The following is a 13,079-nucleotide window of genomic DNA, read 5'->3' as shown; positions in this document are numbered from 1 at the left end:
CTTTTTTTCGCTTAATCAACTTCATTATCTACTTCAATAGTATCAGTTTCTCCATTTTCAGCTGCATTCAGAAGCATGGCTGCATATTCTTGGAACTTTTCTGATGAGGAAGTAGCTCCTGACACAGTATCGATTTGACCGGCATCCTGTGTTTCAACAAGCTGTCCATTCAAATCATCCATATACTCCTGAGGACCAATACCTGTCTGTTCAGCCATCGCTTCCTGATAACTCTCATCTTCAGTTTTGGCTGTCCCCTGTTCATTGTATTCATTGTAATTTGACGAGACAATTTCTCCATCTTCAACATCGATAGTGAATTCAGCCCGCCAACCGTTATCATCATAGTTAGTTTCGACCAGTTCGTAGTTGCCGTCTTCGAATGTGCCATGTGTGACACCAACTTCAGTGGTCCCGTTCTCCACACCGGTATCTTCACCACACGCAGTCAGCAGGAGAGCTGGTGCAGCAAGAACAAGCAATGCATGTTTTAAGCCCATAATTTTCTCCTTTCCATCTTTAAATACTCGGTAATATGTATAAAAAGGATGCGAACACCACGCATCCTTTTATTGATTATAATTTTAAGATAGCTTTGACAGATGTTGCAAGATTAAGGCTTGGATGCATCGGTATCTGACAGATCTTTTCCTTCTTCAATACCTTCCTCAACTGTTCCCTGAGCATCTTCAGCAGCATCTTTAGTAATTTCTACGTCGCGTTCTGTCCCTTCTTTAAGGGCTTCTTTAACACCTTCAGCTGTTTCTTTTGCTTCTTCTTTAATTTTATCAAGATTTTTCTCAGTTTCGTCCATATTTGAACCAACTTGATTAGACAGCTGGTCATATGTCACAGAAGCATTTTTCAGATATTCTGAACCCGCTTCTTCTACTGTATCTTTCAGATCAGTTCCTTTTTCTTTAGCAAGTGACATATACTCTTTTGCCTGCTGCTTCGTTTTGTCAGCTTGATCAGCAATGTTTCCACGCATTTCTTTACCTGATTTTGGTGCAAGCAGAAGCGCAGTCAGTCCCGCTACAGCTGCCCCGACGAATGTTCCCAGTACAAAACTCTCAGTATTAGAATGTTTTTTCATGCTGATTATTCTCTCCTTATATTTTATTATCTTACTTACCCTCTGACTTTACTGCCTACTTTTTTGGCGATTCCAACCGTTGCACCTTTCTTGGATGCGCTGGCTAGATGAGAAGTCAGATTTCTTGTTGATTCGTTCAGGCTTGATACTGATTCACCCAAGTCTCCTACAGCCTGGAACAATGGATCAGTCATACCCAGTTTGCCGTTCACGTCATCTAAAGTCGTATTGGATTTATTAAGAAGTCCTTCGACTTCGATAAGTAAATGATCCGCATCCTTAGTGATCGTGCTCAAGCTCTTGTTCGCTTCTTCTATAGTTGTATTCAGTTCCGACACAATGCCTGCCACTTTAAATAGTACAAAACATAAACCCAGAACTAGAACTGCAAAAGCACCTGCTGCAATTAATGCAGCTATTTCTCCACCTGTCATATTAATCCCTCTTTCTTCTATTCTGTATAAACTTAGATTACCATTATAGGACTGAATATTGCAAACAAGAAGGTCTTGAAGCCCTTGAATTGACAAGATTGAAGTATTTACAAAAACTGGTAGAATATAGGTACACTATGACTCTCTGAAAGGATCGAATCAATTATGTATTTTGCAGGGACTAACGGAACTGAAAATCAGGAAGGACCTACAACTCCAGAAGAAGGAATAAACTTTTTCATCGAATACTGGAATGATATTGACTGGGAAGGCATCTTCTCTTCAATCATTTTATTTCTCATGCAGCTTATCCTGACACTGATTATCTTTTTCATACTAAAAAAGCTGGGCAATTACGCTATCGAACTGGTTTTTAAACGTTATATGAAAGAAAAACAGACAGTACCCAATCGTCTCAATACTTTGTATAAGCTAAGTAAAAACAGCTTCCATGCCATCATTTATTTCTTCCTCGTCTATGCAATTCTTGAACTCATGGGCGTACCGGTTGGCACATTAGTCGCCAGTGCCGGTGTCGTAGGGCTGGCACTTTCTCTCGGTGCTCAGGGATTTGTATCAGATATAGTCAACGGCTTTATGATTTTACTGGAAAAACAGCTGGATGTTGGCGATGTCGTCGAACTGAGCGGAATCTTGGGGACCGTTGAAGATGTCAATCTTAAAACAACCAAAGTCAGAGATTTCGACGGGACTACGCATTTTATCCCTAACCGATCGATCACAGTCATCAGTAACCGGTCGCGGGCTGATATGCGTGTCATGCTTCACGTCAGACTGTTTCCTGAAACGGATCTCAATAAGGTCAGAGCAGTTCTGGAACAGGTCAATCGTGAATGGATTCCACGACGTGAGGAGATCACTATAGAGCCATCAGAAATTTCTTTTGTTCCAATAGGTGCCGGTCAGATTGCCGCTCAGGTCATAATGTACACCAAGTCCGGTACTGAATTCGCTATGCGTAATCTTTTCTATGAGAAATATGTCGATGCTTTAAGAGAAGCAGGTATTGAACTGCCTAAAGTCAATTTGGATATTCAGGCACCGTAATCAGAAATATAATAGGTAAACACTCTTGCCGGTCAGACAGGTCCAATCCCGTCTGACTGGTTTTTATTTTGTCAATTAGTTTCAATTACCTTTATTTACACGAAGCGCTCTGCGATTCGTTTCCTTATTAAAAAGAAATTCTTTACTCTCTTCTTCGGTATCCCGATAGATGTTGATTGAGTAAATCGGCAGTCAGCTGGCTAAAGAGTTACGTTTTCAGATCACCCTCCTCTGGGTCACGTTCTGTCACGTTCTGCTTTCTCTCAGCCTACTTGAGCTCTCATTAGTGCAGTTTCTGCTGAAGCGAAGGGGGAAACTTACCGTTAGAACCATTCTAATTTCAGTTCAGGCAGAGTGATCGAATAGAAGTCTTCGCTAAACGCCTTATAGTTAAAGTTCATAAGTTTCTTTGGCTTATTAGTGCCGTTATATGGCTTCTAGTTATAGTTCGTGAAATTATGGCTGTCTTAAATGCCGTTAGATGGCTTCTAGTTAAAGCTCGTGAAATGATGGCAGTCTTAAATGCCGTTAGATGGCCTCTAGTTACAGTTCGTAAAATTATGGCTGTCTTAAATGCCGTTAGATGGCTTCTAGTTATAGTTCGTGAAATGACGGCTGTCTTAAATGCCGTTAGATGGCCTCTAGTTACAGCTCAGTCACACATTCTCCTTCGATAATCCTCTTAAACACCACATAGTTACATTTTAGCTCAGAAAAGGATGGTAAACTCCACTCGTCTCTCTCCAAACTATAGTTCAGAACCCCATTCGAATCAGGACTTATCATTAGACTACATTACTCCTTCAATTATTGTTCTTTTCCATAAGAATAAAGCAGCCGATTGGACGGCTGCTTTCCCATAAATCATTTTAGAACTGACTCTTTCTTCACTTCTTCATCACGACTTAGCTTGTCCTGAGTTTTTTCACTGACATCATAAATTTTTTCAAACTCGTGAGCGATGCGGTTAGTTCCTTTAAGGATTTCACTACGGGTGATAATGCCTTTGAAATAGTTCTCATCGTCAACTACAGTAATAAACGCATGATTCACTAATGCATGAAGTACTTCTTCCAGTTCGAAATCTTCTTTTACCACAGGGTAGTCTGTGTCCATTACTTCTCTTACTTCAATTTCTCCCAGTTTCTCAAATTCGACGTCTTCAATATTCATGATAGCCTGAAATATTGTCGGCATGGATATCAACCCATGCATTTTCGACTCGTCATCAAGAACAGGGACAACTGCATATTTATCAGATGTTAATATAAGTAAGGCGTGATTCAGTCTGTTCTTCAAGCCTACGACTGCTACTTCTTCAGCAGGTTTGACTAGGGACCTTTCACTCGAGATAAGTAATGACTTGATTTTCTCACCTATCAATTTATTCACTCCTCGTATCCAGTCTTCACTTCTATTTTACCCTTTTGGACGTATTATCCCAAATAAAAAGTAGTTTAAGGTGAATTTTCTTAGAAAATATTTGCACGTGTTTACCTTGAGCTACATTCATAGGGATTAAGTCATTATAATAATGGCAATATGATGAGAAGGCTGATCAATCGGTGAGATTAAAAGACTGAGTCAGTTCTTTTACTTCATTATGGTCCCGGTCAAAAAATGTAAAGGACACTTGATGATTGTTTCTGTTTAGATCCATGACCAGATAGGTGCCGATCTGACGGTCTCTTGGCTGGGCAATGCTACCGGGATTAATGAAAAAGATGCCGTCTTCTTCTTCAACTTTTGGAATATGTGTATGCCCATAAAAGGCAAACTGACAGTTTTCTTCTTTCGCACGTGACATTAGTTCTTTATAGGACCGCTTTACCCCATGCCGATGTCCGTGGACGATCAGAAAACGCTCCCCTTCCAGTTCTACCACTCGCTCGTTTTTAAATCCATCTGCTATATCCATATTCCCTTCAACTGTTTTGAAATTCTGCCATAACGGATGTGTTTCCAGGAGTTCTGAATCCCCACAGTGAATCCATTCATCTGATGCTTCTTCGTAGATTGAGAGCAGTTCTTCCATATAATAGGTATTGCCATGATTATCACTGACACAAATTATCTTCATCGCTGTTTCTCCTCCTCTTTAGTCTTGAAGCCAGTCGTCGAGTACATCTTCCAGATTTTTCAGTGCTACTGCCCGGTGACTGATATCATTCTTTTCTTCCTCAGTTAGTTCCGCCATCGTCTTTTCTTTGTCTTCCAGATAAAACAACGGATCATAACCGAATCCGTTTTCTCCTCGCGGGACACCCATTATTTGACCAGCTACTTCTCCATCGACTACAAGAGAGGGTTTGCCTGGCATCGCTAGGGCAAGTGAACAGTGGAAGACGGCTGCTCTGTCTTCGCCTTTGACATCTGCCAGCTCGTTCAGCAGTTTAGCATTGTTTTTTGCATCGTTCTTCTCTTCTCCAGCGTAACGTGCTGAATAGACACCGGGCTGGCCATAGAGAGCTTTCACTTTCAAGCCGGAATCGTCCGCCAGCACTAGTGTTTCAAACTGTTCAGCAATTGTTTCTGCCTTCAGCAAGGCATTTTCCTGAAAGGTCACTCCAGTTTCTTCCACATCCGGCACCTCAGGGTAGTCCAGAAGTGTTTGTATCGCATAGCCTTTCTTGTTGAACAAGGCTTCAAACTCTTTAGCTTTACCCTTGTTTCTTGTCGCAATCACTATTGTCTTCCTCAGTTCAGTCACTTAAATCAATCCTTTTAATGATATATGAGCTATTTCCAGTGAATCGTTCTCCATCCATTCAGCTGCGATTTCTCTGAACAGTTCTTCATTTCCAGTTGTAAAAATTCTCATGGTCGGAGAGTCTTGTCCTGCTTCCGCTGCGAGGTTTTCTTCTCCAAGTACATATTTGATCGATTCAGCGGTAAGTGCGCCAGAATCAATCAGCAGGACCTCTTCGCCCATCTCTTTCTGAATATAATCTGCCAGAAGGGGGAAATGCGTACAGCCTAATATTAGAGTGTCGATAGCCTGTTTCTTCAGAGGCGCTAACTTTTCAGCTACGACCTGTTCAGCATCTGGTCCAGTATGCCGATTTGCTTCAACTAAATCTACAAATTCAGGACAGGCCAGACTGGTAACATCGACATCTGATCTCTCTTGTGCAATCGATTCTGTATAAAATTGTGAGTCTACTGTACTTTGTGTTGCAAGTACGCCTATTTTCCCTGTTTCAGACAGTCTCGCTGCTTCTCTACTTCCGGCGCTGATGACACCAATGACCGGAATGCTGAGCTTTTCTTTCAGGAGAGTCAATGTTAATGCTGTAGCTGTGTTGCAGGCGATAACGATCATTTTCACATCATGAAGCAGTAAAAAATTTACCAATTCTTCAGTATACTGAATGATTTCTTTTTCTGTGCGGTTACCGTAAGGATTTCTGGCACTGTCTCCAATGTAGATAAATGATTCATCAGGAAGCAGATGCTTGACAGCTTTTAAAACGGTCAGACCTCCAATTCCAGAATCCAGTAAACCTATGGGTCTATTTGACATACATAACAACCTTTGCTTTCAGACATCACAAACACTGATGCCATAAATTTAGTTAATAATTGACAGACTTTATCGATCTGACTAGAATCCAGGACACAAACACTGTAAAATAGTAACAGATGTGCCCGGTCTCTATTTAATTATAAAGAATCCGGCTATAAATATAAAGACTTGTCGCTTTTATGACAGAAGTCAAGAGAATGGATAGACACAAATCGATTTATTCTCCAAATCCATCTACAATCCGATCGAGGTGAAAGAATGACTAGTAACACAAACCAGCATCCCCCGTTTCAAGGCATTATACTTCTTAGAGATTCGTTGCTTCCTGATCTTCTGAAAGAAGACCAGTCTGACATATTATACTGGGCAGGAAAAGAACTGGCCAGAAGTTTTACCTTTTCCAGTCTGGATGACATCATCTCCATTTTAAAGACGGCTTCTTTTGGAACTTTGACTCTTCTGGAACAGAAGAAATCATCCTATCTTTTCCAGCTTCACGGTGAGGTCGTTCATTCAAGACTGAGTGAGCATCCTGATGCTGATTTTGCCCTGGAAACAGGTTTTCTGGCTCAAGCCATACAGGCGTATACAGAAACCTATACTGAAGGATCCTTTAATGTCGTAAGAAAGAAGAAGGTTGTAGAAATTATTCTTCAAGCTGACAGAAAAGAATCTGTGGACTAAAAGTGTAAGAAGGCAGATAGTCTAGCAATCGTATTTGACCGACAGTTTAGCGAACTGTTGCTCACGATTGCTTATGTATCTGCCTTTTTCTGCAAACTTTTTTTCATTGTACTTACCCCATTTACGGCGCTCATACTGATCAGCTCAACATTATTATTGCCAAACTGCACTCCCGAAACGATCTGACCATAGGCTTTGAACCTTTCATGGCACACTCCAGAGTCGTCTATTACACTCATGCTCGGATAATCAATTTTGATACCGCCATATTGATACGGGTCAACTATTCCGCTGGATACAAGATTCCTGATCAGCGGCTGCTGCAAACTTAATGACCGTTTCAAGTCAGTATCTTGTCCCGTACAGTTGACTACAAAGTCAGCCTGACTGACCTCCCCTTGAGTCGTTTCCAGTTCAAATCCCGCATTCTTCTTCGTGATTGTCTTCAAGTCTTTAACTACCTTAATATCCTTTTTGTAAAGTTGCTTGATCAGATAAGTAGCCGTTTTCTGAGGCAATGGCGCTTTGAATCGCTGCCACTGCTTTCCGTAAGTCTGTATAAATTCATCTTTATCTTTGTCCGGCAGATTGATCCAGATGATAGGGTAACATTTTCTCATGTGTCGGATCAGCGACTGGAATTCACCCAATGCATCTGTATACGTCAGGTCCATGGCCATTCCCCGCATCGTTCCTTCGCCTAAATTCTTCCATATCCATTCTGTATTGATGCCATGCTCATCCATTTCCTTTAAAAACCAGTCTTTTACAAGAGAAAGTGTGATCTGCTGTCCACTGGCAATCAACTCGCTCACTTTGTCCTGACAGAAGTAATGCATCGTTACTGACGATTCATTTCCCCTAACAGATGAAAAAAGACCATCTCGTGAGTAAAACGTAATGTCTGAAAAGGGGTATTCTTTTTTCAAAAACAGTAAGGCATCCAGCGCAGTCAGCCCTGTCCCGATCAGTGCGATCTTCTCTTGTTCTTCCGACAACTCTAATTGCTTACGGGCGGGATAAGGATCATAGATGTACCCTGGTGTTCCAATCAGCTGATACGGGTCCTTATAAGCTAAATGCCCCGTTGTCAGATGTACCATATCAACCTGCTGACTGGTTTTATCTGTCATGATTAAGTAAGTATTTTCATGCAGCTGTTCAATATTCTGTACGTCTTCATAAATGACCGTGTAATTCAAAGTCTCAAGCCAGATGTTCATCTTCTCTTTTAAATACTCTCCGAACCAGCTCCGCGGAAGATAAGAATGGTAAACCGAATCGGCTGATTTATTTTCTTTAATCCAGTCCAAAAAATCGTCCGGATTATTCGGATCAATCGTCATCGTTTCTGTGTACTGATTGATCAGCAGACTTTCATCATCTGACCGGTAAGGAAAGCCTGTTCCGAACTGATCAGGCCGGGTATAGAGAAGAAGTTCCAGACCAGCTCGTTCTTCTGACGAAAACTGCCTATTCATTTCTCTTATAATGCTGATACCTGCTACGCCCATTCCTACGATAGCTACTTTCATTCTTGTCCTCCTAAAACCTAATCGTACTCCCTTCATTTTAACAGATAATCTAGTTTCTAGGCATAAAAAAAGTGCCACCTATTCTTACTTAAAAGAAAAGATAAACACTTTACTGTTATAAATTGACATTTAAAGGCACACTGTTGATAACCATCGTTTCATTATCAACCATTTTAATAAATCGTATCTCACGGGCATCCCAGCTCATCAGGTCATTGAAAGAGTAATCGTTTTTTCGAAGAACAACATCCAATGGACAGTCAAGTTCATCGTCTGCATTATAAAATACATCCCGAGTCTCGACCTCTAGTTCTACTGATTTATCTTTACATTCAATTATATACTTGTACTGAATCGTTGTTGTCAGCAAAGTCTGACATTGTTCATTCTGTGACATGTGACCACTCTCCAAACTGAAAAATATGTATAAACGACCCACAAGGATTGTAAAAAGATTGAATGTTCAGGTTAGGATTGTTATTTAATCCTGTTACACCACCATTCTATAATAGTCTTCATTAGAATGATAGGCTCTTTCGGTCTATTACCGATTATATCCATTGAAATGTCATAAAGCATTCACATTTATACACTTAAATCATTACAGATTCTGTCTACTATTCTGGACTATCTTTTGATATCTTTCAAGAGAACACTTTTAACTATTTAAACATAATTACATTAAGATTGTATGACAAGATTGTATTTTATTCATAAATTACCAGTGTAGTGCATAATTGAATGGTATTGTAACTATTCTATTCCACTTTTCAGGGTCTGAACAGAAAAATTCCGCCACCTTATGATAAGGAAGCGGAATATCTGTCAAAGTGATGATTATTTGTGTTTAGCCAGCGTTTCTTCGATCTGTTCTTTGCTGTGGTAACCGATCAGCTTATCTACGACTTCTCCGTCTTTGGTTACAAGAAGTGTTGGAATACTCATGATACCAAACTTGCTTGGTGTCGCCTGGTTGGCATCAACGTCCATTTTGAAGTAGTCCACACTACCGTCGGACTCTTCGTTCAGCTCGTCGATGACCGGTGACTGCATACGGCAAGGGCCACACCATGTTGCCCAGAAGTCGACTAAAGCCAATCCTGAATTTGTTTCCTGTTCAAAGTTCTGATCTGTTAATTCTCTAACCATTATTGAACCTCCTATAAGTTTACTGAACTTACTTATTAAAAGTAAGTCACTTGATCCATTGTCAGTATAGCAAAATTTAGTACCCATGTCTAGCTTTTGAATCTGATTATTTAAAGGTCACGATCGTGGCCCCGATTCCACCCTGATTTGCCGGAGCATCCTCGTAAGTTTTAACTTGAGAGTGCTTTTTAAGGTACTGATGCACACCTTTTCTGACTGCTCCTGTTCCCATACCATGAATAACTGTCACTTTAGGATAGTTGGCAAGCAGAGCCTGGTCAATGTACTGATCCACGCGATTGACTGCTTCTTCCACACGTTCGCCGCGTACATCGATTTCAGTCGACACACCGGATGATGAGGTCCGTTTGACTGACACCCGACGGTCCGCTTCCTTCTCTTCTTCGATCTGAATAAGATCGGCTTCAGGTAATTTCATTTTAAGCATCCCCATCTGCACGACCCATTGCTTACCGTCAGCTTTTTCTACGATAGTCCCTTTCTGTCCGAAAGACTGGACGGAGACTGCATCGCCTACTTTAAGTGTCTTTTTCTGCTTCTGCTTCTGAAGAACTTTATTTTTCTTAAGCGTTTCTTCTTCTTTTCTTAGTCCAGACAACCTTGACTTGGCATCGATCAGTTCGTGTTCTTTCAAGTTTCCCTGCTGACCACTGTCAAGCTGACGTTGTCTAAGCTCCTTGATAATTCGTTCAGACTCTTCTCTCGCTTTATCTACTATTGCATTCGCTTCTTTTTCTGCCTTTTTCTTTAATCTCTCTTTTTCGTTCTGGTAGTCTTCGAAAGCTTTTTTCAGCTCCCGATGCAGAGCCTGTGCCTGTTTCAAATCGTCTTTTGCTTTGTCAGCCTGCTGTTCAGCTTCATTTCTCCTTGTCTCCAGATCCTGAATCATCTGGTCGACACTCTGGCTTTCTCCACTCATCAGCTGTCTGGCAGAAGCAATGACCATGTCATCCAGTCCCAGACGTTTGGCAATTTCAAAGGCATTACTACGCCCAGGTATTCCTATAAGCAGACGATAGGTCGGGCTGAGTGTGTCTACATCAAACTCCATGCTGGCATTAATTGTTTCCGGGCGATTGTATCCATATGCTTTCAGCTCAGGATAATGGGAGGTGATCATAACATAACTGCCTCTCTGAGCAATGGCATCAAGAAGGGCAATAGCGAGTGCCGCCCCTTCCTGAGGATCGGTCCCCGCCCCAAGTTCATCCAGAAGGACCAGACTTTTCTCATCGATTTGTTCAAGAATCGATACGATATTAGTTAGATGTGATGAGAAAGTTGACAAACTTTGTTCAATCGACTGTTCATCTCCGATATCTGCAAGCACACTGGAGAAAATCCCCATTGTACTGTCTTCTTCGACTGGGAGAAACAAGCCAGATTGTCCCATAAGCTGCAGGAGACCGAGTGTTTTAAGAACCACCGTTTTCCCGCCGGTATTCGGTCCAGTTACGATCATCGTTTTGTAGTCTTCACCGATTATAATATCATTCGCTACAACTTCCCCTTCATTCAGTAGAGGATGACGAGCCTTTAACAATGCAACCTGATTCTCTTCTGACACATCAGGTTTAACTGCTTTGATAGCCTGAGCATAGCGTCCTTTAGCCTGAATGACGTCAAGTTCGACCAGACTGTTCAATTGGGCAGAAATAGCTTCACGATATGGTTCGATTTCTTCTGTCACTTCTTTAAGAATGCGGTCGATTTCATTCTTTTCAGCCACCTGATACTGCCTTAACTGATTGTTCAGATCGACTACGCTCTGAGGTTCGATAAAGAGTGTCTGTCCAGTTGAACTCTGGTCGTGGACAACTCCTCCAAATGTATTTCTGTTTTCCTGTTTGACCGGAATTACATATCGGTCGTTTCTCATCGTAATTATAGCGTCAGTCAGAAAACGGGCTTGAGGCCCTCTGACTATGCTTTCCAGCTTCTGTCGTGTACGGCTTTCAGTCTGCTTGATGCCTTGTCTGAGTCCTTTAAGCTTGGAACTGGCATCATCCAGAACATATCCCCCTTCATCGACCACAGAAAATATAGTCCGCTCAAGTTTAGCAAAGGTATCCAGCCCGTTGACTTTCTCATACAGCTGTTTCAGCGGGACAGCTTCTTCCTGTGCTTTAGAAAAGAACGTTTTTATTTCTCGGATCGTTTTAAGGATTCGGCCGATTTGAGCCAGTTCTACTCCATTGAGTGTTCCCTGTATCCGTACCCGGTTGAGGTGAGGACGGATATCTTCGTAGGCTGCAAGCGGCATGCCTCCTTTTAGTCTCAGAAGCAGGACGGCGTCTTCCGTTTCTTCAAGCTTTTCAGCGATTTCCTTACTGTCTGTTATTGGATGCAGCTGACGCGACCGTTCTCTTCCTAATGAAGAAACGGTATGTTCTGATAACTGCTGTATGACTTTTTCAAATTCCAGTTTTTTAAAGGATGCCTGAAATGTCTTCATTCAAATTACTCTCCTTATTGTTCCCACTTGTAGCGGGAGCCTTACTAATTGTCTTTTGGGTATTCTAACAAAAAAGGATGGCCTCCAGAGCCTCATACTGTCTCCTTCGATCCATCCTCCCTTTATACTAATCTATTCTTCAAGTCCTTCTATGACCCACCATTCGTAAAACTGTCCGGATAATTCAGGTGTCGTCGTCACAATATTTCGTGCCACATTGCTTGCTTCAAACTGATCCTGAATGATCGGTAGTGGTACAGTCGATAGAACGAACAGTACTAGAAACAGTCCGATGTAGTGGACCACAAAACTGATCAGTGCTCCTCCAATAGCGTTGAGGGTTCTGACTACTGGGATGTCCGCCAGGAAATTGAATAATCCGCCGATCAGTCTCGTTACCAGCCAGCCTGCAAACAGGATGAGGATAAATGAAATCCCCTTATAGAAAGCCCCGTCAAGATTGAACAGGAAATCCATACTGTAGAGAACGAATGGATTGGCTGATGTTGACGTAGGTGTCGGATAGGGAATCATCATTTCAGCAAAGTCACTCAGCTGCTGATAGTAGGTCAATGCAAACCAGAATGATAAAGCATATCCGATAGTCAGTACCAGCTGAAGGACAAGTCCTCTTCTGGCCCCACTGTACAAGGACAGCAGTAGTATAAATAAAATAATTACCGTTAATATCATAATTGTCTCCTTGTCTGAAACAACAGAAGCCGATTCTGCTTTTACTCTAAGTGTTCCAGTTTCTTCTTGATGTCTTCCAGTTCTTTGCGCATAGTCAGCTGATCAGAAACAGCATTGATAGCAAGCAGGATCGCACGCTTTTCATTACTCAAACCCTTAGTGAGTTCTTTTAATTGCTTCATCTGTTCATCCACTGTTTCAGCTACTGTTTTCATGTGTTCCTGTGATTTAGGTCCAACGATAGTGTAGCTCTCTCCGTCAATGGTTGCTTTATAACGTCGCTTTCCCTCCGGCATGAAAAAGCCTCCTCGCTTCGCAAATTCTTACTTATAATAACATGAATCCATCATTTATGCATTATATCGACCGGCATTTCTGAAATTTCGAGGCCATCTTCTTCTCATGACACACAAATGCT

General features: G+C 41.6%; 14 protein-coding genes and 1 pseudogene. 2 read left to right on the top strand and 13 right to left on the bottom strand.

Features of this window, described 5'->3' with window-relative positions; translation table 11 throughout:
• Positions 1–11: 11 nt before the first annotated feature.
• From BMX79_RS10110 to BMX79_RS10100, 3 genes are all read right to left on the bottom strand, one after another.
• On the bottom strand, positions 12–500 hold the full coding sequence (locus tag BMX79_RS10110; RefSeq protein WP_091482287.1) for an FMN-binding protein: 489 nt from the start codon (positions 498–500) through the stop codon (positions 12–14).
• Positions 501–613: 113 nt separating this feature from the next.
• Entirely contained in the window at positions 614–1,096 is a 483-nt protein-coding gene (locus BMX79_RS10105) for a YtxH domain-containing protein (RefSeq protein WP_091482285.1), read from the bottom strand.
• Positions 1,097–1,131: 35 nt separating this feature from the next.
• Positions 1,132–1,530 (bottom strand): DUF948 domain-containing protein, encoded by a 399-nt coding sequence (locus BMX79_RS10100; RefSeq protein ID WP_091482283.1) that lies wholly within the window; start codon positions 1,528–1,530, stop codon positions 1,132–1,134.
• Positions 1,531–1,695: 165 nt separating this feature from the next.
• On the opposite strand from BMX79_RS10100, the gene BMX79_RS10095 reads away from it, so the two are divergent.
• The gene (locus BMX79_RS10095; RefSeq protein WP_091482280.1) at positions 1,696–2,598 is read left to right on the top strand and encodes a mechanosensitive ion channel family protein; all 903 of its coding nucleotides are present in this window, start codon (positions 1,696–1,698) and stop codon (positions 2,596–2,598) included.
• A gap of 864 nt (positions 2,599–3,462) precedes the next feature.
• Here BMX79_RS10095 and cbpB read toward each other — a convergent pair.
• From cbpB to racE, 4 genes and pseudogenes are all read right to left on the bottom strand, one after another.
• Positions 3,463–3,981 carry a cyclic-di-AMP-binding protein CbpB gene (gene cbpB / locus BMX79_RS10090; RefSeq protein WP_091482278.1) on the bottom strand — a complete coding sequence of 173 codons (519 nt, stop codon included), beginning with the start codon at positions 3,979–3,981 and terminating at the stop codon, positions 3,463–3,465.
• 175 nt (positions 3,982–4,156) lie between these two features.
• Positions 4,157–4,678: a metallophosphoesterase gene (locus BMX79_RS10085; protein WP_091482276.1), complete on the bottom strand. Its 522-nt coding sequence runs from the start codon at positions 4,676–4,678 to the stop codon at positions 4,157–4,159.
• 18 nt (positions 4,679–4,696) lie between these two features.
• Positions 4,697–5,293: pseudogene (locus BMX79_RS10080) on the bottom strand (XTP/dITP diphosphatase); the annotation flags it as partial.
• Positions 5,294–5,308: 15 nt separating this feature from the next.
• A complete protein-coding gene (gene racE, locus BMX79_RS10075) occupies positions 5,309–6,121 on the bottom strand; it encodes a glutamate racemase (RefSeq protein WP_091482272.1) in 813 nt (270 codons plus the stop codon).
• 261 nt (positions 6,122–6,382) lie between these two features.
• Between racE and BMX79_RS10070 the strand changes: the two genes are divergently transcribed.
• Positions 6,383–6,808 carry a YslB family protein gene (locus BMX79_RS10070; RefSeq protein WP_091482270.1) on the top strand — a complete coding sequence of 142 codons (426 nt, stop codon included), beginning with the start codon at positions 6,383–6,385 and terminating at the stop codon, positions 6,806–6,808.
• 71 nt (positions 6,809–6,879) lie between these two features.
• On the opposite strand, the gene BMX79_RS10065 is transcribed toward BMX79_RS10070, so the two are convergent.
• The 6 genes from BMX79_RS10065 to BMX79_RS10040 form a co-directional block, all read right to left on the bottom strand.
• A complete protein-coding gene (locus BMX79_RS10065; protein WP_170231026.1) occupies positions 6,880–8,343 on the bottom strand; it encodes an FAD/NAD(P)-binding protein in 1,464 nt (487 codons plus the stop codon).
• Positions 8,344–8,458: 115 nt separating this feature from the next.
• Complete coding sequence (locus BMX79_RS10060; protein ID WP_091482266.1) at positions 8,459–8,740, bottom strand: hypothetical protein; 282 nt, start codon at positions 8,738–8,740, stop codon at positions 8,459–8,461.
• A 440-nt stretch (positions 8,741–9,180) separates the two neighbouring features.
• Positions 9,181–9,492 (bottom strand): thioredoxin, encoded by a 312-nt coding sequence (trxA, locus tag BMX79_RS10055; protein WP_091482264.1) that lies wholly within the window; start codon positions 9,490–9,492, stop codon positions 9,181–9,183.
• A gap of 106 nt (positions 9,493–9,598) precedes the next feature.
• Positions 9,599–11,968, bottom strand: a complete 2,370-nt coding sequence (locus BMX79_RS10050) for an endonuclease MutS2 (protein WP_091482262.1) — start codon at positions 11,966–11,968, stop codon at positions 9,599–9,601.
• 132 nt (positions 11,969–12,100) lie between these two features.
• Complete coding sequence (locus BMX79_RS10045) at positions 12,101–12,661, bottom strand: CvpA family protein (RefSeq protein WP_091482260.1); 561 nt, start codon at positions 12,659–12,661, stop codon at positions 12,101–12,103.
• A 41-nt stretch (positions 12,662–12,702) separates the two neighbouring features.
• A complete protein-coding gene (locus BMX79_RS10040) occupies positions 12,703–12,957 on the bottom strand; it encodes a cell division protein ZapA (RefSeq protein WP_091482258.1) in 255 nt (84 codons plus the stop codon).
• Positions 12,958–13,079: the final 122 nt, after the last annotated feature.

The sequence above is a fragment of the Alkalibacterium pelagium genome (genome assembly GCF_900109325.1).
GTDB lineage: Bacteria > Bacillota > Bacilli > Lactobacillales > Carnobacteriaceae_A > Alkalibacterium > Alkalibacterium pelagium.
Note: the sequence above shows the minus strand (reverse complement) of the source record. Positions and strands in the feature narration are given on the sequence as shown.